Annotated in this window: 18 protein-coding genes; 7 read left to right on the forward strand and 11 right to left on the reverse strand. The window is 56.7% G+C overall.

Annotated features, from left to right (window positions below; genetic code table 11):
• Positions 1-129: 129 nt before the first annotated feature.
• Complete coding sequence (locus tag WKI47_RS17210; protein WP_340228395.1) at positions 130-1,524, reverse strand: GGDEF domain-containing protein; 1,395 nt, start codon at positions 1,522-1,524, stop codon at positions 130-132.
• Positions 1,525-1,841: 317 nt separating this feature from the next.
• Here WKI47_RS17210 and udk point away from each other — a divergent pair, with 317 nt between their 5' ends.
• On the forward strand, positions 1,842-2,480 hold the full coding sequence (gene udk / locus WKI47_RS17215) for a uridine kinase (RefSeq protein ID WP_340228396.1): 639 nt from the start codon (positions 1,842-1,844) through the stop codon (positions 2,478-2,480).
• Positions 2,481-2,570: 90 nt separating this feature from the next.
• On the opposite strand, the gene WKI47_RS17220 is transcribed toward udk, so the two are convergent.
• Positions 2,571-2,927, reverse strand: a complete 357-nt coding sequence (locus WKI47_RS17220; protein WP_340228397.1) for a nucleotide excision repair endonuclease — start codon at positions 2,925-2,927, stop codon at positions 2,571-2,573.
• Positions 2,928-3,173: 246 nt separating this feature from the next.
• Here WKI47_RS17220 and WKI47_RS17225 point away from each other — a divergent pair, with 246 nt between their 5' ends.
• Positions 3,174-4,790 carry a DUF2252 domain-containing protein gene (locus WKI47_RS17225; protein WP_340228398.1) on the forward strand — a complete coding sequence of 539 codons (1,617 nt, stop codon included), beginning with the start codon at positions 3,174-3,176 and terminating at the stop codon, positions 4,788-4,790.
• 544 nt (positions 4,791-5,334) lie between these two features.
• Here WKI47_RS17225 and ypfJ read toward each other — a convergent pair.
• Positions 5,335-6,201 carry a KPN_02809 family neutral zinc metallopeptidase gene (gene ypfJ / locus WKI47_RS17230; RefSeq protein WP_340228400.1) on the reverse strand — a complete coding sequence of 289 codons (867 nt, stop codon included), beginning with the start codon at positions 6,199-6,201 and terminating at the stop codon, positions 5,335-5,337.
• A gap of 40 nt (positions 6,202-6,241) precedes the next feature.
• Here ypfJ and WKI47_RS17235 point away from each other — a divergent pair, with 40 nt between their 5' ends.
• Positions 6,242-6,412: a hypothetical protein gene (locus WKI47_RS17235; protein WP_340228401.1), complete on the forward strand. Its 171-nt coding sequence runs from the start codon at positions 6,242-6,244 to the stop codon at positions 6,410-6,412.
• Here WKI47_RS17235 and WKI47_RS17240 read toward each other — a convergent pair.
• Complete coding sequence (locus tag WKI47_RS17240; protein ID WP_340228402.1) at positions 6,409-7,326, reverse strand: EcsC family protein; 918 nt, start codon at positions 7,324-7,326, stop codon at positions 6,409-6,411. The genes WKI47_RS17235 and WKI47_RS17240 overlap by 4 nt on opposite strands.
• A gap of 219 nt (positions 7,327-7,545) precedes the next feature.
• Complete coding sequence (locus WKI47_RS17245; protein WP_340228403.1) at positions 7,546-9,129, reverse strand: sigma-70 family RNA polymerase sigma factor; 1,584 nt, start codon at positions 9,127-9,129, stop codon at positions 7,546-7,548.
• 184 nt (positions 9,130-9,313) lie between these two features.
• Between WKI47_RS17245 and WKI47_RS17250 the strand changes: the two genes are divergently transcribed.
• Positions 9,314-11,635: a putative bifunctional diguanylate cyclase/phosphodiesterase gene (locus WKI47_RS17250; protein WP_340228404.1), complete on the forward strand. Its 2,322-nt coding sequence runs from the start codon at positions 9,314-9,316 to the stop codon at positions 11,633-11,635.
• Positions 11,636-12,086: 451 nt separating this feature from the next.
• On the opposite strand, the gene WKI47_RS17255 is transcribed toward WKI47_RS17250, so the two are convergent.
• Positions 12,087-12,629 carry a GyrI-like domain-containing protein gene (locus WKI47_RS17255; RefSeq protein ID WP_340228405.1) on the reverse strand — a complete coding sequence of 181 codons (543 nt, stop codon included), beginning with the start codon at positions 12,627-12,629 and terminating at the stop codon, positions 12,087-12,089.
• A 107-nt stretch (positions 12,630-12,736) separates the two neighbouring features.
• Positions 12,737-13,687 carry a YafY family protein gene (locus WKI47_RS17260; protein ID WP_340228406.1) on the reverse strand — a complete coding sequence of 317 codons (951 nt, stop codon included), beginning with the start codon at positions 13,685-13,687 and terminating at the stop codon, positions 12,737-12,739.
• A gap of 415 nt (positions 13,688-14,102) precedes the next feature.
• Between WKI47_RS17260 and WKI47_RS17265 the strand changes: the two genes are divergently transcribed.
• The 3 genes from WKI47_RS17265 to WKI47_RS17275 all read left to right on the forward strand — a co-directional run bounded on the left by WKI47_RS17265 (position 14,103) and on the right by WKI47_RS17275 (position 16,298).
• Positions 14,103-14,726, forward strand: a complete 624-nt coding sequence (locus tag WKI47_RS17265) for a DedA family protein (RefSeq protein ID WP_340228407.1) — start codon at positions 14,103-14,105, stop codon at positions 14,724-14,726.
• 77 nt (positions 14,727-14,803) lie between these two features.
• Positions 14,804-15,100, forward strand: a complete 297-nt coding sequence (locus WKI47_RS17270) for a putative quinol monooxygenase (RefSeq protein ID WP_340228408.1) — start codon at positions 14,804-14,806, stop codon at positions 15,098-15,100.
• Between the two features lie 205 nt (positions 15,101-15,305).
• Positions 15,306-16,298: a catalase family peroxidase gene (locus tag WKI47_RS17275; protein ID WP_340228409.1), complete on the forward strand. Its 993-nt coding sequence runs from the start codon at positions 15,306-15,308 to the stop codon at positions 16,296-16,298.
• Between the two features lie 520 nt (positions 16,299-16,818).
• Here the strand turns inward: WKI47_RS17275 and WKI47_RS17280 are convergent.
• Genes WKI47_RS17280 through WKI47_RS17295 form a run of 4 tightly spaced genes read right to left on the reverse strand, consistent with a single transcriptional unit; the run spans position 16,819 to position 19,735 of the window.
• The gene (locus WKI47_RS17280) at positions 16,819-17,241 is read right to left on the reverse strand and encodes a macro domain-containing protein (protein ID WP_340228410.1); all 423 of its coding nucleotides are present in this window, start codon (positions 17,239-17,241) and stop codon (positions 16,819-16,821) included.
• Positions 17,242-17,293: 52 nt separating this feature from the next.
• The gene (locus WKI47_RS17285; protein WP_340228411.1) at positions 17,294-18,184 is read right to left on the reverse strand and encodes a TIGR02452 family protein; all 891 of its coding nucleotides are present in this window, start codon (positions 18,182-18,184) and stop codon (positions 17,294-17,296) included.
• The gene (locus WKI47_RS17290; RefSeq protein ID WP_340228412.1) at positions 18,177-18,743 is read right to left on the reverse strand and encodes an NADAR family protein; all 567 of its coding nucleotides are present in this window, start codon (positions 18,741-18,743) and stop codon (positions 18,177-18,179) included. Before WKI47_RS17290 ends, WKI47_RS17285 begins: the two co-directional genes overlap by 8 nt.
• Positions 18,740-19,735, reverse strand: coding sequence for an NUDIX hydrolase (locus WKI47_RS17295; protein WP_340228413.1), 996 nt, complete (start codon positions 19,733-19,735; stop codon positions 18,740-18,742). Before WKI47_RS17295 ends, WKI47_RS17290 begins: the two co-directional genes overlap by 4 nt.
• Positions 19,736-19,799: the final 64 nt, after the last annotated feature.

Here is a 19,799-nt window from a genome sequence, read left to right on the forward strand (position 1 = left end):
GCCTCCCGTTCACGAGGATATAGGTTGATAGAAAAGGTCGATATTGAAAATTTCTCCAAGTATTGAATGATTCGGCGGAGATCGTCTTCATTCCTTCATCCCCTGCAAAGGATCTCGCGAAACAAGTTTTTAGCCCGGCAAACTGAGCGGCGAATCGCCGAACACGACCACGCGGTTTTTTCCGGCGCGCTTGGCGTTGTACAACGCGGCATCGGCCTGCTGATACAATTCTTCGAACGTCAGGCTGCTCCGGTACGCGTACGCGATCCCGATGCTCGACGTGACGCCGATCGGACGGCTGTCCGGCAGATCGAACACGGCGGCTTCGATCGCGGCGCGCAATTTTTCCGCGCTCAGCCGCATCTCGGGTTCGGACAATCCGGTCGCGAATACCGCGAATTCTTCGCCGCCGAAACGTCCGGTTACCGAATTGCCGTTAAAATCATTCCGCAGCACGTCGGCGAACCCTTCGAGGATCACGTCGCCGCCCGTATGGCCGTACGTATCGTTGACGCGCTTGAAATCGTCGATATCGAGCAGCATCAGCATCAGTCCCGGTTCTTCGAGCCTGCCCGCGATCAGTTCCAAAAAGTGGCGGCGGTTATTGAGTCCGGTCAGTCCGTCGATCGTCGCCTGCCGGGTCAGCACAAGCTTTTGCGATTCCAGTTCTTCGTTTTTTTCCTGCAATTGTTCCATGTGCATTTTGGTGTTCGAAATGATCCGGCCCGTCTCCACCGCGATGTCTTCGATCTCCGAATAGGAGCGGTCCATTTGCACGCCTTTGTCGAACAATTCGTCCACATGCCCGTCGGCCAGCTTTTGAAACACGGCGCGGAGCTGTCCCAGCGAGAGCAGCAGCGGGCCGATCAGCCATTTGCCGAGCAGGTAATTGACGTAAAAACAAAGCAGCCCGAGCAGCAGCATCAGCGCGGCCGTCACGCCGACGATCTCGACCAGCAGCGGCGGATAGATGCGGGCGGTGATCATGCCGATCTCTTGCCCGTCGTCGTTCAGGATCGGGGCGAAATACGGTTTGTTGAAATAATCGTATAACCAGTTGCGTTCGCGCAGCGAGTCTTCCGCCGTACCCGAAGAAGACAGATACGCGCTTCGGTACAGCTCCCGCCCGTCCAGTTCGACGATCATATCGACCGTATGCAGCGCGCGCGGCATTTCCCGGCCTTCGTCGTACTCCAGCGGCTCGTTGCCGTCAAGCAGCGGAATGCGGTAATTGACGACTTCCTGCCGTTCCACCGTTTTCCACCAGCGCTCGAAGCCCGGCGATTGCGGAGAAAGGTCGGTCAGCGTCGCGATGCCGTGGTTTTCGGGAAAAGCGGGAGAAGTCATTTCGCGCATGGTGGAGTGGGCCACAAGTTGGGCGCCGAGCTGGGCGAGCGGACGGATCACGATGGAGAGGAGAATCGTAACGATGACGGCGAACACAAGGATCGTAAACAGCGTGGATGCGTTCATGGAAAGGCGGATCAGCCGGCTCAAACTGGGGCTGCCGTGTTTATGCTTCAAGAGGATTGCCTCCCGTTCTTGGGGTGTGGGTGCGGTTCTTGACCCGGATCTAAGCAAAGCCGGTCAAGAGTGTAGCTGGCGCGCGGCGAAAGCGGGAAAGGGCGTCAAAAAAAGGTTCGGCGCCCGGCGCGAATCTTCCTGCTTAACGAATCTACGTTTCTCAATTGTAGCGGCGGGGTCGGTTACGCGCAATCCATTCTTGCAAGAGTTACATAAATCCTACAAAATCGGGTGAAAAAAAGCGCGTACTGTGCTACAATACTGAAATTGCAAACAATTGCAATCGGCCATCAACCTAGGGAGGTTTATCGATCGCCATGCTCATTATTGGTATCGCCGGCGGCACCGGTTCCGGTAAAACGACGGTAGCGAGATCCGTCATCGACCGGCTCGGCGCCGGAAAAGTTACGTTCATATCTCAGGACAACTATTATAAAGACCATCCGGAGCTGAGTTTCGAAGAGCGCGGAGCGATCAACTACGATCATCCGTTCGCGTTCGACAACGATCTGATGGTGAAGCACCTGAACGATTTGAAAGAAGGCAAAGCGGCGTACGCGCCGGTCTACGACTTCACGCTGCACGCCCGCTCCGTCGATCAGACGGTCGAACTGAAGCCCAACAATATCGTCATTATCGAAGGACTGCACGTTCTGTCGGACGAACATCTTCGCGCGCTGCTCGACATCAAGGTATTCGTCGACACCGACCCGGACGTGCGGATTCTTCGCCGCGTCGTGCGCGATATCGAAGAACGCGGCCGCAGCATCCGCTCGGTGCACGACCAGTATCTGCGCACGGTCAAGCCGATGCACGAAGCGTTTATCGAACCTTCGAAAAAGTATGCCGACCTGATCATTCCGGAAGGCGGCCATAACGAAGTCGGCATTCAACTGTTGTCGATCTTGACGGAAAAGTATCTGTCGGGCGACCATCAGTGGGATCACCGCGCGTAATATCGCAAAAAAGCCTGTCTCCCGAACGCCGCAACGCGTTTTCGGGGGACAGGCTTTTTAATTACGGCGCAAGACCTGTTCGGACGTCGGTTATTTGTAAAACACTTTATCGACGTTGTATTTGGCCCGGCCGCTGTTGATCAGATACGTCTCGTAAATATCGCGGTGCGTCGGGTCGGCGACCAGGCAGACCTCGATACGGCGGACTTCTTCGCGATGGTTTTTCATCGGCGATACGCTGTCTTCGAAGTGTTTTTTGATCCGCGGTCTGAGCTTGCGGGCTTTGCCGACGAACAGCAATTCGTCGTTCTCGCCGTAAAACATAAAAATGCCGGCTTCTTCGCGCGTGATCAGGTGGAAGTCGGTAAATCCGTAAATATGGCTAAGCTGCGGATTCTCCTGCTTCTCGATCGAGACATCCGGCTTCGGTACAGTCACTAAAATCATCAGGTTCACGTCCTCTGTAGAAAATGGCCGATTCGGCCCCGCCGCAGCATCATGTACTGCCAGCGCTGCCCATCCTATCATAGAATCCATCTGCGCGCCATGAAAATAAATGATCGCTGCAACCTCGGGCAAGCTCTCTGCGTATGCTTTTCCATGCAGAAAATCCTTTTCCGTAGCCTGACCGCAATCGTGCCTTAGACGCCGCATCGAACAGGATCGGATTCATATTCGAAGGAGTGAACGTTCATGTCTACTGTCCATGCAAGCATTACCGAAGGCGTTCTGCGCACGCGAAAAAAGCTGCGTCAGGACACCCTGATTTCGATCTTCGACGAATTCGACGGAGAACGCATGGGGCTCGACGACGCCAAACGCACAGAGAAGTATCGCAAAATGGCACTCGGCCCTTTCTCCTTCTATCGCGGCAGCGCCTATCTGTTCTACTTCGACGTGACGCGCCAATACTTCCCTTACCATACCCCGAAGGAACGCCCGACCTGGGTGCAAGGCGATCTGCATTTCGAAAATTTCGGTGCGTTCCAGAGCGGCGACGGGCGCATCGTGTACGACGTAAACGACTTCGACGAAGGCTATGTCGGCTCTTACCTGTACGACGTTGTACGGATGGCGGTCAGCATTATACTGGTCGGACGCCAGCTCGGGTATACCGCGGAAGAGCAGGTCGACGCGGCGGCGCATTACATACGGTCGTATTACAAGCAGATCGGCAAGTTCGCTTCCGGCAAAGACGATCCGGCTGATTTCGTAGTCGATTCCGACTGTGCAAAAGGAGCGGTGCGCAAACTGCTTCGCAAGCTGGAAAAACGCCAACAAGGACATTTTCTGGAAAAGGTGACGGCCCGGATGCAAAGCGGCGGCGGACGCGCATTTCTCGAAAATAACGAGCTGGCCGAGCCGACCGAAACCGAGCGCGGCGGACTTGAGCAAGCTTGGAGCTTTTACATGGATACGCTGCTGTGCCGTCGGCCGGGCGAGGAGCACTACCGGATCAAGGATATCGCGGTGAAGCACGGCTCGGGCACGGCCTCGATCGGATTGAACCGCTTCTATGTGCTGATCGAAGGCGGTACGGCCGAAGCAACAGGCGACCGGGATTCGGACGATACCGTGCTGGAGGTCAAAGAGGTTCGCGTACCCGTTCCCGCTTATTTTATGCCGTATTCCGAATCGTTCTGGGAGACTTTTGCGCACCAAGGCAAGCGCGTAACGGCTACCCAACAAGCGATGCACCATGAAGCCGATCCTTATCTGGGCTTCCTGACGATGGACGGACGCCATTTCTACACCCGCGAACGTTCCCCGTACAAAAAGCGCTTAAAGCTTGAGGCGCTGCAAACGACCGGGGATATGGAGCGCGTGCTGACGATCATGGGACAGCTGACCGCCAAGATGCACGCGCGGGCCGACTTCGATGTGAGTTTGGGCATTTTGCCGTATCATAGCGAAAAAGAAATTGCCAGGGCGATGGGGGATGATCCCGATGCGTTCGCGAAGCATATTTCTCAGTTCGCTTATGCGTATGCCGATGTCGTGGAGCGGGATTACGCACTGTTCACGGAATGGATCGCGAAGCGTTTTCCGGGTACGCAGGCGGCAGGAGCGGAGAGTTTAGAGCGGAGCGAAGAGGCGAGCGGGGCGACAGCAAAGGCGGAGGGCGATGCGGCAACGGCGAACAAGAAAACGGCAGGCGACTCGGAGCATGCGGCGGCGGACGATGCGGCAGGCCCGTTCGCGGCGGAACCGGCAATCGAAGACGGAGTGACCGTGGAGCCTGCGGAGGAAAAAGCAGCCGACGCGGTCGAAGGAGAAACATGCCCCGGCCCGCAAAACGCGGCGGAATAACATCAGCGGCCGGCGGTTGCTTTGCAAATGGTGGCCGCCCCGCTTCTATGCCCGCTATGAGTCATATCCGAACAGGTCCGATATCTCTATCGCGTCAAAAAAGAACCTTCGAACCCGCTGCGAGGCGGAGACGAAGGTTCTTTGGCTGGCTACTACTCTGATCGTTTGCAATATTAGGCTACGCTCCTCGAAAGTCTGGGCACGCCTCTCGAAAATCCGCTTGAACCGTGCGTGTTTCCGATGAACGCAAAGCTTGGATTTGATGCGCCCAGCGTTTGAGTCGTGCGCAGGATTGGAATGTTCGTGCGTATGACTTCCACGCAAGTGTTGACGTTTCGTCAGCATTTTGGCAAGAAAATCGACCTTTCGGCTTGTGATGTTAACGTTTTGCACACATTTTCCGCCGTATGAAGCGTTTTTAACGCTTTGGGAAGAAAAATGTGCGCATGACGTCAACATTTTTCGTATTCAGCTTCGTTTCGTGGAAAAATGTTGATTTTTCGTCAACATTCGTATCCGTCGATCGGTCGAACCGCCCCGCTGGCTACAAGCTGCCGCCGAACGTGTCGCCGCCTTGGATCGTCCCGCTTTCGAAGCCTTTGTAGAACCAGCTTTTGCGCTGCTCGGACGTGCCGTGGGTAAAGCTGTCGGGCACGACGTACCCTTGCGATTGAAGCTGGATGCTGTCGTCGCCTACCGCGCTCGCGGCCGTCAATGCTTCGTCGAGGTCGCCTTGTTCCAGCAAATTCTGCCCCTGCTCGTAATGCGCCCAGACGCCCGCGTAATAATCCGCTTGCAGTTCCAGCTTGACGGAGTATTTGTTGTATTCCGTTTTGCTGAGCGTCTGGCGCAGGCGGTCGACTTTGCCGCTCGTGCCGAGCAGGTTTTGCACATGGTGGCCGACTTCATGCGCCACGACGTACGCCATCGCGAAATCGCCCGGCGCGTTGAAATGCTGCTTCAGCTCGTCGTAAAAGCTCAGATCGATATACAGTTTCTCGTCGCCGGGGCAATAAAACGGGCCGACGGCCGAGCTGGCGGTTCCGCAGGCCGATTGCACGCTGCCCGTGAACAGCACCAGCGTCGGATTGCGGTAGGTCATGCCGTTTTCCTGAAAAATCCGGCCCCAGACGTCCTCGGTATCGGCGAGTACGACGGACACGAAATCGGCCAACTCTTCTTCCTCGGCCGTTCCCTGATAATTCGCGGCCGATTGCGTCTGCGTCTGCTGCGTCGAAGTGCTTCCGCTTCCGTTCAGCAGGTCGGACGGATTGCCGCCGAGCAGCATGACGATAATGACGATCACGATGCCGCCGACGCCCAGGCCGCCTCCGACCATCAAGCCTCCTCCGCCGCTTCGGCCGCGCTGGTCTTCGACGTTGCGGCTCGCTCTTCTGCCTTTCCACTGCATAGCTGTTCCTCCTTGATGTCGGCGGGAGTGCAGGTCCTGCTTGTATACCCGTCGCCCTGAATATCGCGGACCTTCGGGTACGGATGCCGCATGGATCGCGCCGCCCGAGTTCTCGCTCTCTTTCACAGAATTAACCTGCGGAGCGGCAAGCAACACGCGGCGGGCGGAAAAGTTGGTCGGCCAAAAGAAAAAGCATCCGGTCGTGCTTTAATTCGCTCCCTGCTCCAACGCGTCCAGCCGTTCCAAAATCCGGCGTTTGCGATACAGCATATGCGCCGCTTCGGATACGCCGTCCAGCGTCTGGCGGTTGGCGAACGCGCCGAATACGATCCCGGCGACCGGAACGGCTTGCAGCAGCTTTTTCCAGCCCCAGCTATCGCGGTACGTGGTCATGACTTCGCGCCAGCCCTGGATTTTGGACATCGCGGTGACCGAAGGCGGGAGGTTGCCGTCTTCGCCCGCTTTGAGATTCAGCTCCGCCAGCACGGCTTGCTTGCCGACGATATCGGAAGACGCGAATTGCAGCACTTTGACCGCGAATACGCGCTCCGACTTGTCGTTGGCGTCGTAGCCGTAGCAAAGCCCGATCTCCTGAATGACTTTCAGCGACAGGCCCAGCACCGCCGGAATATCCGCCGCCAGCGTGAAAATGCCGCCGACTCCGGTCGTCGCGCCTTGCGCCGTCGCCAGATTGCGGCTTTCCCCGGCCAGGCGCGAAGCCGCTTCGTCCATCACCGCCAGCGGATACGGACCGGACAGCGGCACGTTTTTGCGGGTCGCGGCCTTTTCCAGCACGCCGACCACATGGCGGCGCGCGATAAGATATTTGCCGCCGTTTTGCACGTAATTGCCCAGCTCGTCGAGCAGGCCGCCGATTTTTTCGTGAATGAATTTCGGCGTGACTTTGTCGAGCAGCTTGAACGGGATGCTTGCAAGACGATCCCAGATCGGCAGCTTGCGCTGGCTTTTCATCCATTTCTCCACGTCTTTGAGCGCCGCCCGCAGTTGCGGTTCGGTGTCCGGCACGGTCTGCGCGGTCTCGGTTTGGATATCGGTGTTGATATCGTTTCGGATTTCGTTTTCCGCTTCGTTGCCCCGCCGATCGTCGTTCGATTCGTTTGCCATGCGTTTCCCTCCCGGTCTTTCTTTTCGATTGTAGCTCCCTTTATCTTTAACCTTCTTCGGGCCAGACGATCAGGGCGACCCGCGATAAGCGATATCTTTTCGGTTATACGCGCCGAATTCGTTTCGGTTACGGGAGTTGCGCATATAGGAAAAAGAATCGGCCGGACGGGGCAGTCGGAGCCGAAGCTGCTGCGCGGCTTCGGCGGCGCGTGGCGCGTGTTACTCCGCGCCGGGAAGCCGGACGCGCTTATCGCGCGCGTCCCAGCGCGGAGCGCCGGTTCCGGCGAGCCGCAGGCCGCCCGCCCATTCCGCAAAGGCTCCCGCGTCCGCGGGCGCGGCTGCCTTTCCCGCCAGGATCTGCCGTCCGAGCGGGGACGGCTCGAACCTGGCGTTCCCGAAGTCCGGCGGCGATAGGCCGTACTTCGGGAACGCGGCGTCTCCGCTTAGGCGAAGCAGCGGAGACGGCCCGGCGGCCATCCGTTCCAGATGGCGCCAGAACTCCAGGTCGCCCAGTCCCAGGGCGACCAGCTTGTCCGCAGCGAGCCGGAAAAGCTCGCGGGGCGCGGCGGCGCCGGAGGCGGCGGCTTCCAGCGCCGCGCGCTGGATGCTGCCGAGTCCGTCAGAGACGGACGGCAGCCGCGCCAGATGCGCCTCGAAAGCGGCGCGGGCGAACGGCAGCGCTTCGCTGTCCGCGGCGAAGAAGCGGACATGCTCTTGCGGGTCCGGCGAGCTGTACGCCGCCCAGAAGCGCGACGCGAGCGCGAACTGCGCTTCGCCGACCGGCTGCCAGGTGCCGGACAGCGTGCGAAGCTGCTCGGGCTTCAGTTGCCCCAGCCCGTGAAAAATCTCGATGCCCGGGAACTCGCCGATGCACAGCAGGCTGATCCGCGTACGTCCCCGCTGCATCCGTCCGATGCGGTCCAGCAATAGCGCCAGCATGGTCTGATCGAACAGATCGTGTTCGAACCATAACACGGCTTCTTCGAAGCGTTCCAATTCCCGCAATCGGCGCTCCTGCTCCGAACATCCATCCAAATAAAGCGTGCGGGGAATCCCAAGCTCGCGCTCCAATATTTCGGCCCGCGCAAAACGGGCCGAAGCCTCGTCCATATCCGCAAAGACCGGTCCGAACGGATACAGCTCCCGCCAGACCAGCACCTCTCCTTCGATTCCTGCCTGATGCAGCAGTTCTGCGGTATGATCTCCATTGACAATATGCAGCATATGTTTTCCTCCTTCGTGCAAATCGCGGAACGCGGTAAAGAAGTCGGAGACGTGCAGGGCGGAACGAAGCCGGATGCGGGCATCGAACAGTCTTTTTTTCAAAGCCGATTCCGATATATTCAAAAAGGACGCGATCTCCCGCACAGCGTACCCTTCCAGATAAAACAACCGCACAGGCAGTCTCAATTTTTCCGGGAGCGCTTCAACGGATTCGTACAGTCGGCGTCGTGATTCGCGCTGCTCGGCCACGACCGCGGTATCTATGCCTGTCTCGCTTAAACGATTCTCCGGCTCTGCAAGCGGTACTGCCGCAGCCTGGGCCGACTTCGACAGCCGTCCAGCTTTTCGGCGCACAATCGTACGCAGCCATCCCGGAAAAGCCTCAGGCTCACTCAAACGATCCAGACCGCGAAAAGCCTCGGTAAAAGCCTCCTGCATAACGTCCTCCGCCAAATAAGCATCGCCCAGCCGCTCATAGGCGACTGCGAATGCCATTCCGCTATACTGCCTGACCATCGTTTGCCATGCTGCCGCGTCGCCGTCTTTTGCTTGTTCGATCCATCCGCTCCATTCGTCCATGCCTTTCGGCTCCCTTCGTTGCGTTCCTGATCCTAAAGTGTTGTCCAACGGACATTCGGTTACATTTTTACGTCATTTTTTTATGAATTTCGACGTCTTTTTCTTTTTTCCATATCCGTTCTTGAAGAGATCGACTATTATGAGTATAGAACTAAAGAACTATGAAAAAAGAGGAATTTATACTATGCGCATCCTGTCCAAGTCATCGGCCGCTTTTTTGTTCGTTCTATTCCTGACTTCTCTATATTATGCCTGGATTGTCGTCTGGCAGCATGATGCGAATATCGCGACATGGGGCGGCAACGTGTTGGCTTTGACCGGCAGCTTGATCTCCGCGCTTTGGCTGATGGGCGCCGCGAAATACGGCTCCCGCGATAACCGGACGTTTTGGATTTTGATGTCGCTCGGATCGTTTGCCTATTTCGTTGCCGAAGTGATCTGGATGTACGACGAGAAAGTTCTGCGTATCGCTCCGCCTTCTCCGGGATGGACCGACGTTTTTTATAATCTTCAGATCGTGTTCAGCTTCGCCGCTTTTCTGTACCAATTTTTCCGTTTGAAAAAAAGCTACGGCGCGTTCAAGGTCGTGCTCGACATTTTGATCGTGATGACGGTTGCCGTCACGTTCAGTTGGCATTACCTGATCGAGCCGATTCTGCTGGTCGGAAGCACGTCCTTTTTGAAGCTGCTCGCCAATCTGTCGTATCCGCTGACGCCGCTTGCCTTGTTGTTCGGACTGGTCAGCATGTACCTGGGTGGACGAAGCGGATTTGCGCGACGCTCGATCCTTTTTTTGTTTCTCGGCTTGACCGTGCAGATTCTCGCCAACGCCGTGTACATGATTCAAGTGTTCGCGGGCGAGTACGTATCGGGCAGCCTGGTTGATCCTTTTTTCATGCTCGGCTTGCTGCTCGTCGGCTACGCCGGATTTATCCAACGGTTCGGCCCGCGTAGTCCGATCGACCTGTCGAAGCCGGAATCGGGCGTGGAAAAGCTGGACATCCCGCGGCTGGTTCTGCCTTACGTCACGGTGATGGTCCTGTTTTTGTTTATGTTTTTCGGTTCGTCCGAAATCGGCTCGTTTACGGCGGGCATCGGGATTTCGATCGTGCTTATCGTCGTGCGGCAACTGTTGGTCATGATCGAAAACCATCAACTGCTGACGAGCCTGTATCGAAAAACGGAAGAATTGGAGCAAAGCGAAAAACGGTATCGGTCGTTGGCATACCATGACACGTTGACAGGATTGGCGAACCGGATGTCGTTCGAGGAGCGGTTGAAGCATACGATCGAGGAAGCGCGGCCGTTCGAAGAAACGTTCGCCGTCGCGTTTATCGACCTGGACCGTTTTAAAAACGTGAACGACACGCTGGGCCACGACGTGGGAGACCGGCTGCTTGTCGAAGTCGCAAAAAGACTGAAGCGCTGCATTCGCGAATCGGACTTCGTGGCCAGGCAGGGCGGCGATGAATTCACGCTGATTCTGCGCGATATCGGGGATCGGGAAGGAGCACGTGCCGCGGCGGAGCGGATTCTTCAAGTCTTGATTCCTTCGTATCGGGTCGACGGACATGAGATTTCCACGCCGCCCAGCATCGGATTATCCGTGTATCCAATCGACGACGATACGCCGGGCGGCCTGATGAAAAAAGCCGACATTGCGCTTTATCAGGTCAAGTATGGGGGCAAAAGCCACCACCGGATGTATTGCGAGACCGATCCGGCTTTTTCGCGCAAATTCACGCTTGAAAAAGATCTGGAAACGGCGCTCGAACAACAGCAATTGTTCCTGCATTACCAACCGCAGATCGATTCCGAAACGCTCCAACTGAATGGCGTCGAAGCGTTGATCCGTTGGAATCATCCGGAATTCGGCCTCGTGTCTCCCGCCGAATTCATTCCGATCGCGGAAGACAGCGGCCATATTCTGTCGATCGGCGAGTGGGTATTGCGGCAAGCCTGCTTGCAGGCCAAGTCGTGGAGCGATTCCGGTCGGCCAATCAAGGTCGGCGTCAATCTGTCGCCGACTCAGCTTCGAAAACCGGACGTGGTCGAACGGGTCCGGGAAATTTTGCAAGAAACGGGTCTGCCGCCGGAACTGCTGGATCTGGAGATCACGGAGTCCGCGGCGTTGAGCCAACCGGAACTGGTCCTTGAGAAGCTGCATGCTTTGAAAACGCTCGGTCTTACCCTCTCGATCGACGATTTCGGCACAGGCTACTCTTCGTTGTCCCATCTGGAGACGTTCCCGATCGATAAGCTGAAGATCGCCAGACAGTTCACCAGCAAACTGGAAGACCGCCAAGTGAACCGCAAGATCGTTTCCCATATCATCGACCTGGCCCGCACGCTGGAAATGAGCGTGATCGCCGAAGGGGTGGAGAGCGAGAATCAGGCTGCCATTCTTCGGGCGATCGAATGCGTGGAAATGCAAGGCTTCCTGTTCGGACGTCCGGTTCCGGCGACGGAGATTGATCGTCTTCTCACTTTGACGCCGTCGGAGTAAGGATGGCTGCGTGATCCTTGACTGCGCAGAGAAAGTCCTGTTCGGGGGGCGAAGCTGGGCGTTACGGGGGAAGTTTGTTTCGGTCGCGTGTTGAAATCGAGAAAATAGACTGAAACTATGTATAGGTTTTTCTCGATTTCAAAGGCGAACGCTAACGCTCCTACACTAAACTTCCCCCTCCACTCTTGCTTCGCTCAGCGAAAAGACTTTCGCTACAGATCAAGGATCGCTTGGCAATCCTGGGGGCTCCTTTTTTCGTTTTGTATAAAAAAACAAACAAGCCCTGCCAACTCCGGCAGGGCTTCTATTCCTTACAAAACTGAAGCGTGGTAGCGGAGGGAGAAATTCAGTTCGAAACGCTTTTGAACCCGGAAAGCCATTCTCCGAATCCTCGTCTCGCTTTCCAAGCGAGACAGCGTTTCGAACGGATTTTTCCCGCAGCGCCTCCGATTTACATCACCGCGATATAAATCGATACTTCGGCCGCTTCCGGGTCGAAATCGCGGGTATCGTACAGTTCGAAATCGCCGCTATAGGCCCGGCGTTCGGACGATTGCTCGTAGTACGCCCAGATCTCGCCCCAGGTCTCGGCCACGACTTCGGAGATCGGGCCTTTCCGGGTGCGGAAAATGCGGTAGCGGCTGTCCGGCACCAGAGCGCGCAAACGTTCGGTCTCGTCTTCGGAGAAGCGTCGGCGTTCGATCGGCGTCGGGCCGTCGGCGGCCGCGGATTCGTGGCCGATGACCAGCGTGTAGGCGCCGGAAGCGTCGCTTTCGTAATCGGTGTACAGCGCATAGATCAGATGCGGCTTGCGGATCGAGGAATCCAGCGGCAAGCCGCTCTGGTAATACGTACGCCACAGTTCCGGGATTTTGCCGTACGGTCCGAACTCGGCCGCGTTGGTCGTGCGCGCCGCGAAGCCCGTCAAGGCGAAAGCCGGCCGATAAGTGAAAATCTGCGATTCGTGGTCGGGCAGGAATTTGGCGATGCTCACGGAAATCTTCCTCTCTAGCGTTCGTTTTCCGTTATCATACGCTTATAACGCGGACACCCCCATGTCCACGTTGTTACACGATTCCGACCGATCGCCGTCGGCCGAATTCAAGATCGAAGCGGCATCTCCGCCGCCTGCGCGTAAGCTTCGACGATCCGTTTCGCCCGGTTCACCAGTTCGTCCGCCACTTGCCGCGGCGATTCGACCGCGACCCGATCCCCGTAACTGAGCAGCATTCCGTAAAACCATTCGTCCGCCGTGAAATTCCCGACGATCCGCACGCTTCCGTCTTCCAGTTCATGTACCAGCGACGGTTCGAATCCGTCCGTCACCCGCAGCCGAACCTCCGCGCAAAAGCGCAGCGAGACTTCCGTTCTCGGCGCATTGTCCCAGTCGTCTCTCCATTCGTACGTGTCGATCACCGGCGCGACCTTCGGCACGAACGGCTCGCCCGTCTCGCGCAGCTCCAGCATGCGGGACAAGCGGAAGATGCGGAACTCCCCGCGCAGCAGGCAGTACGCCTGCAAATACCAGATGCCGCCTTTCATCAACAGCATGGCCGGCTCCAACACGCGCCGGCTTTCTTGTCCGTTCATGTTCAGATAACGCACCTCTACCCGCCGCGCTTCGCGGGCGGCTTCTCTCAGGCATTCGACCCGGTCGCGAGTCGACGCATGGCCGCTCCACGCATTCAGATCGAAGATCACCCCCGGCCCTCGCGCTTCCTTTCCTCCGCCAAGCAGGGCCTGCACCTTGTCCGCCAGATCGGCAAAGGTCGGATCGTCCAGCACGCTCGCCGCCCCTTTTACCGCAGCCCTCAACGCTTCGATCTCGCCCGGACTCAGCATCTGACGACCGATCGTATACCGTTCCATCAGTTCAAACCCGCCGCTCATCCCCTGATGCGAGACGATCGGAATCCCGGCGCGGCACAGCGTCTCAATATCGCGATAAATCGTCTTGGTCGATACTTCGAACCGCTCCGCTAACGCGCCTGCGTTAATTCGTTCCCGATTCAATAACAAAATGGTCATCGCGAGCAATCGATCGATTTTCATCGGGCAGGCTCTCCTTTCGCAAAAGTACAAGTTTTTCCTATGACCTCTATTATAAAGCAAACAAGCGTTCGCTAAAAGCGTAAAATAGAGCGGCTTCTCCATTTTACGGGTAGTGGGAGCCTCCAAACTTGCAACCGCCTTCTCGCATCCTTTAAGATCATGAGGAGGACATCGCGGCGGGTACCGGGCCCCCTGCCCTCAAGCGCCTTCTCGTACGCAGAATTGAAAATTTCGTTCTTTTTCTGAAAATATATCGATATTTACATATTCATACGAGATGCCGAAACCGACACCAAAGCCTGCACGACCGCCAAACGCCTGAGCCGTGTTTCGCCTAACTACGCTCTATAGCGTGACGGCATGCAAGTCCGGGAGCCGGAATCCCGTCAAATTCGAAAGTCGAGGTGAACAGAACGTGGAAAATTGGATTACCGACTTTATGAACGACTGGGGTTACTTCGGCATCTTTTTGCTGATTGCTCTGGAAAATATTTTCCCGCCTATTCCGTCCGAAGTCATTCTGACGTTTGGCGGCTTTATGACCACGCAGACGGATATGAGCATCTGGGGCGTTATCGTCGCGTCTACGTTGGGATCGGTCGCCGGTGCTGCCGTCTTGTACGCGATCGGCGCCGTCATGAAGCAGGAACGCATGGAGCGCCTGATCGAGAAATACGGCAAATGGCTTCGCTTGAAAAAAGAAGATGTTGGCAAAGCCTACGGCTGGTTCGACCGATTCGGCAAATGGGCGGTCTTCCTGTGCCGCCTTGTACCGCTCGTGCGCAGCCTGATCTCTATCCCGGCAGGCAGCGTGCGCATGAATCTGTTTTCCTTCTTGCTGCTGACGACGGTCGGCTCGCTGCTGTGGAACACGATCTTGACCTACATCGGCAGCGCCGTAGGCGAGTCGTGGGAAAGCGTCGTCGGACAAATGGACGTCTTCTCCAACGTCGTCTATGTCATCATCGGCGTGCTGGTAATCGGGGGCACGGCGTTCTTTTTCTGGAAAAGAAGCAAAAGCGTCAAAAGCGGCTCCTGAGTCAATCCCGCTCGATCGAGTTAATGGCTTAGAAGAACGCGCAAGCGACAATTTCTTCATAAACGGAGGAGAATTCGATGGAAGCGATCACTGTAACCGCCATTATCAAAGCCAAGCCGGGTCGGGCCCATGACCTGCGCGGCGAGCTGATCAAAGTCGTTGGCTTGAGCCGCGCCGAACCGGGCTGTCTGGAATACGTGCTGAACGAGTCGCTCGAAGATTCGCATACGTTCGTTTTTTACGAGCGTTGGGAAAATACAGAAGCCGCGCAAGCGCATCTGGACAGCGACCATTACAAAGAATATCGGAGCGCAACGGAAAAGATGGTCGCAAACCGCGAGGTCTACCGGATGCAGCCGATCACGGCGCCGTAAACGTTCAACGATCAGACAATATCCGAACCGCCCTTTGCCGATTTCGGCGAAGGGCGGTTTACGTTTACAGAGTTACCGGGTATAGAGAGAATAACTCTGTGTGTGCAGAGCGGCCATTTCCATCATCAAGTCCTTTGTCACGTCCCGATCGGAGGTTTGCGTTGACGAAGGACCAGCGATAGCAAACGAGAGGAGAAATACCGCGATGTTCAACGATTCCGAATCCGAATATGCAAAATCTTCGTCCGGCGGCAAAGCCGCTTCGTTCGATAAAAACGATCAATTATACGTCACGGAGGCGGAAGCCGCGGTCGACGAGCTGGAGCGCGTATCCGGCGTACATCCCGGTTACCGGCGCGCCCATGCCGGCGGCTTCTGCTGCCGGGCTTCGTTTCTTCCCAGCGGCAAAGCCGCTCCGTTCACCACGGCTCCGCATCTGCAAGAACGCGAAATCAAAGCGGTCGTACGCTTTTCCGGCAGCTCGACCGATCCGGCGCTGGCCGACCTGCTTTCGCCCGCCAAAGGCATGGCTGTTCAGTTCAAGCTTCCCGCGGGCGGCGTGACCAATATGGTCGGCGTCACCGTTCCTGTCTTTTTTGCCCGGACGCCCAAATCGTTTATGGATATGCTGACGACGCTCAACCGCACCAAAGCGGGCAAAATGCCCAAAGCGGAAGCGTTGCGCAAATTTGCCCGTTATTTCGGCGAAAGCCGGCAAAGCCTGCTCGCGCTCAAACGGCTGAAGCCGCCCGCAAGCTATGCCACCAATCTGTATTACTGCATCCATGTGTATATGCTCGTCGATGCGGAAGGCCGTCGGCGTCCGGTCAAATTCGAATGGATTCCCGATCTCGGCGTGCATACGCTGTCCGTTCATGACGCGGCGGCCATGCCTGACGATTATTTGGAACGCGAGCTTGAGCTGCGTATGCTGTCCCAACCGCCTTCGTTCAAGCTGAACATCGTGTTCGGCGAAGAAGGCGACCCGACCGACGATCCGACCAAGCGCTGGCCGAGCGACCGCGTGCGCATCAACGCCGGACGCCTGGTTCTGCTCGAACCGATCGCGGAACCGCGCGGATTGATCATGGACCCGACCGCCGTTCCCGAAGGCATCGCGCTATCCGACGATCCGATCCTGAATTTCCGCCGCGACACTTACGCCGAGTCGATGAAACGGCGCAGCGGCGGGCATTGAGCATAACCGATGCAGCCGACATTATCGACGCCGACGATCGGCTCGATCTGGTCAAGCTATTTCTTCCAACAAATCAAACCGAGTCTAAAAAAACAAGGCTGCCCAAAAAGCCCCCTTATTCCGTATCGTACGGAACAAGGGGGCTTTTTGGGCAGCTCGCTTGTGAAATAAATGCGTATATGTATTTATTTTTTGCCAATCGTCCGTTTTTGGCAAAATAAGTGCGCAAATGTAATTATTCCGGTGAAAAAAATCGAGATAGCGAGCAAAAGTGGAAATTAAGTGCATATGCGCACCTATTTGAGCAAAACGCCGAATTTTCCGCGGAATAAGTGTATATACGCACTTATTTCGCACGGCTCGGAATTTTTAAGTGCGCAGATTTTGGACGAACGCGTACGGACTATGTACAGGTGCGCAAGGACTTTGGACCGACGTGTAGAGGCTTTGCGGCAACGTGCGCGGAACGTTCTACAGGTCATACGAAGTTGGCCGATCGTATTCTATTCTGGTCGTACGTCTACAAAAAACAGACAACAATCTCGATCTCGGTATCGGCAAACTCGCACTTTACGATCTCACGTACCTTTTCCCAGCGCAGTCGATCCAGTCCGCTGCCGATCCGCGGCATCGCCAATTGGGTGAGGCCGGCGGATTCGCAAGCTTCTCGCAAGGAATGAACGGCCTGCGTCAACGAAGCATAAGTCGGCTTGTTGAAATATTTCGCTTTCGTCACCAGGTTCATCACCCGGCCTGCCCGATAACAGACGCCGATCTCAAGCGGCTGCGCGGTGGCCTGTTTTTGCAGCGGTTCCAGCTCGAATCTCCGCACGAACTCCGCAGCGATGCCTTTGCCCATTTTCGCGTCGGCCGAAATGCAATGTGCCAACACATAGTCAGCCGGCAACGCAAACAAATCGCCTTCGATCTCTTCAAAACGCATCCGGTATCCCTCCTTTCTTATTGCTCGTAAGCGCGCAGTCTCTCAAGCCGATTTACAACGCGCGTCCCCAAATTCGTTCAAACGGACGCAGCGTAGCGGTATCCTTCGAACGGTCCAACACGGCAAAAACGATATGATCAAAGTGCGTCGCCCAGCCTTCGCCGTCCAGCAAACGCCGCCACCAGGACGCTACTTCGGCCGGATCGTTACGGAACACGCCGCAGCCGTAAGCGCCCAACACGAGCGTACGGTCGCCTTGTTCCGCAAAGATCGCGAGCGCCAGTCTCATTCTTTCCAGCATCACGGTCTTGGCTTGCGCCGCGTCTTCGCCTTTGAGCAGCACCTGTCCATAGTTCACGGCAGGCAATGTCAGTACGGAAGCATACGCCGGAGGCGCCGCCAATTCAAAACGTTCATCGCGGAAAAAAACGACATCCGGCGAATAAATGGCATGGTGGGTGTACATCATCGTTCCGCTGGCCCGATTCGCTTCGTAATAACCGGAGTGGCGCAGTTGGGACGGATACAATCCGCTGGTCGCGGCCAGATTTTCTTCTTGGGCATTCGCGCCGTTCAGGAAGCCGCCGCCCGCGTTTTTCGCGCTGGCGAAGTTCAATACGCCGATGGATGCCGCTCCGCTCGCCGCCAGATCGTGAACCGTCTTCACCGCCGATTCGTTGACCACCCGGTAGTCGGTACGCGAGCTATCGCTTGCAGGGCGCCCGGGCGCGGTCCGCTGCACGATCTCGGCTCCCCGATGGGGCGTAATCAGCAGACTGTCGTTTTCGGAATGCCGCTGCGCTTCGCCGATCTCGATCGTTTCTCCCCGGTACACGTAAGAGCCGCGCTTGGCGATCTCGACCGTCTCGGCCGCGATTCGGCGCATCCGGTCGCGTACCGCTTCGCGGTAGCCTGCCGTTAGATTGTTCATTTGCTTATTCATTCGAAGCTTCCTCCTTCCGCAGGTTATCCCGCGCTTCGCCCAAAGCAAAACCGAGCAGATTGGTTCCGCGCCATTTGAACGGATTTTCGATATTGGGGTCCTGCTTGTCCAGGCCGATGCCCCAGATCCGATCGACCGGACTTGCTTCGACCAGAACGCGATTTTTGGTGTTCGACAGAAATCCCCACAACTCGCGATTTTGCCGGAATTTTTCTTCGCTCGCCCGTCGTACAATGCCGTAAGCTTCCTTTTTCCACACTTGATCGTCGAAGCCCCGTACTTCGCGGCCGAAAGCTTTCATCTGCTTGGGATGCTTGGCTTGCAAAATGTTGCGGCGCGCTTCTTCATCGCGGAACAGCCGTGCTTTTTCGGCCATCATATACTGCTCGGCACAACTGTACTCGATGCCTTCGACCGTAAATCGACTCGGCCACCATTGACTCAGACAACTGGCATCGATTTCGCTTTCCGTTTTCGCCGTATGTCCCCAGAAAAACAAATATTTGATCCGCTGCCCGGCGCTATGCGCCTGACGCAGTTGTTCCAAACTATAGATCACCGATAATCTCCCCATTCTTCGCGGCTTCGCCGATACAATCTCGAAGGGCGATGCCCCGCGTTTTCCGTATATTGATCCGTTTTCTCCACGAGCGGTTCCGCTTTGCGGCGGAAAGCCGCTTTGAGCAGTTCGCGATCCAGAATCGCTTCGTAAGCCTGTTGCAATTCGGTTAGCGTAAAAAGTTCCGGCATCAGATGCAGCGCCAGATCATGATCTTCCACGCGTCCGCGTAGCCGTTCGATCGCCATGCCGATAATCTTCGCATGGTCGAAAGCCAGATCTCCGCGATCGGCGACCCGATACTCCTCGATCGACGCCCGGCTCGTTCGCGTTACCCGATGCTCGACGGTCGCGGTCAGCTCCAGCTTTCCCGCCGCATTTTTCATAGAGTCCGTATTCGCCCCGTTCCGATCAACCTCCGGCGACTCTGCCGTAAGTTTCAATTCGTAACGCCGAACATGCAGCATGCCGCCTTCCTCCAGCCGTTCCCGGCTTTCGCTGTTCAACCGGTACGAAAGCTCGAACCACGCGGCCCGATCGGCATCGTCGCCTGCCTGCACCTGTAAGCCGCGACTGTCGACCAGCGCCATATAGGAGCAACTGACCACCCAGGTACGCGGATCGCGTCCGACGTCACTGAACGTATGCAGCTGTTCCAGATAGACGCGATCGACGCCCGTTTCCTCCCGCAATTCTCTCGCCGCCGCCTGATCCGCCGTTTCGTCGGGACGCACGAATCCGCCCGGTAGCGCCCAATGCCCCAAAAAGGGATGCCCGGCGCGCCGGATCAACAGCACGCGCAGCGACTGCTTCGGCAGCTTGCGGTAATTGTCTTCCTTTTCGCCCGCCACCGTAAAAATCACCATGTCCGTCGCAATAGAAGGCCGTTCGTAATCCCCCGCGTCGTACCCGGCAAGAAACTCCTCTTCGGTCAATCCGCTCGCGTCGCGAAGCGGCTTTGGTTGATTGGGTTCGTTTCGGTTCTCCTGCATCTTCAACTCCGTTCTCCGTCAAACGCGCAGATCGCTAGTCGCCAAAACCAAGCAAAAGCTTATC

Origin of the sequence: Saccharibacillus sacchari (assembly GCF_037722395.1) — a bacterium.
GTDB lineage: Bacteria > Bacillota > Bacilli > Paenibacillales > Paenibacillaceae > Saccharibacillus > Saccharibacillus sacchari_A.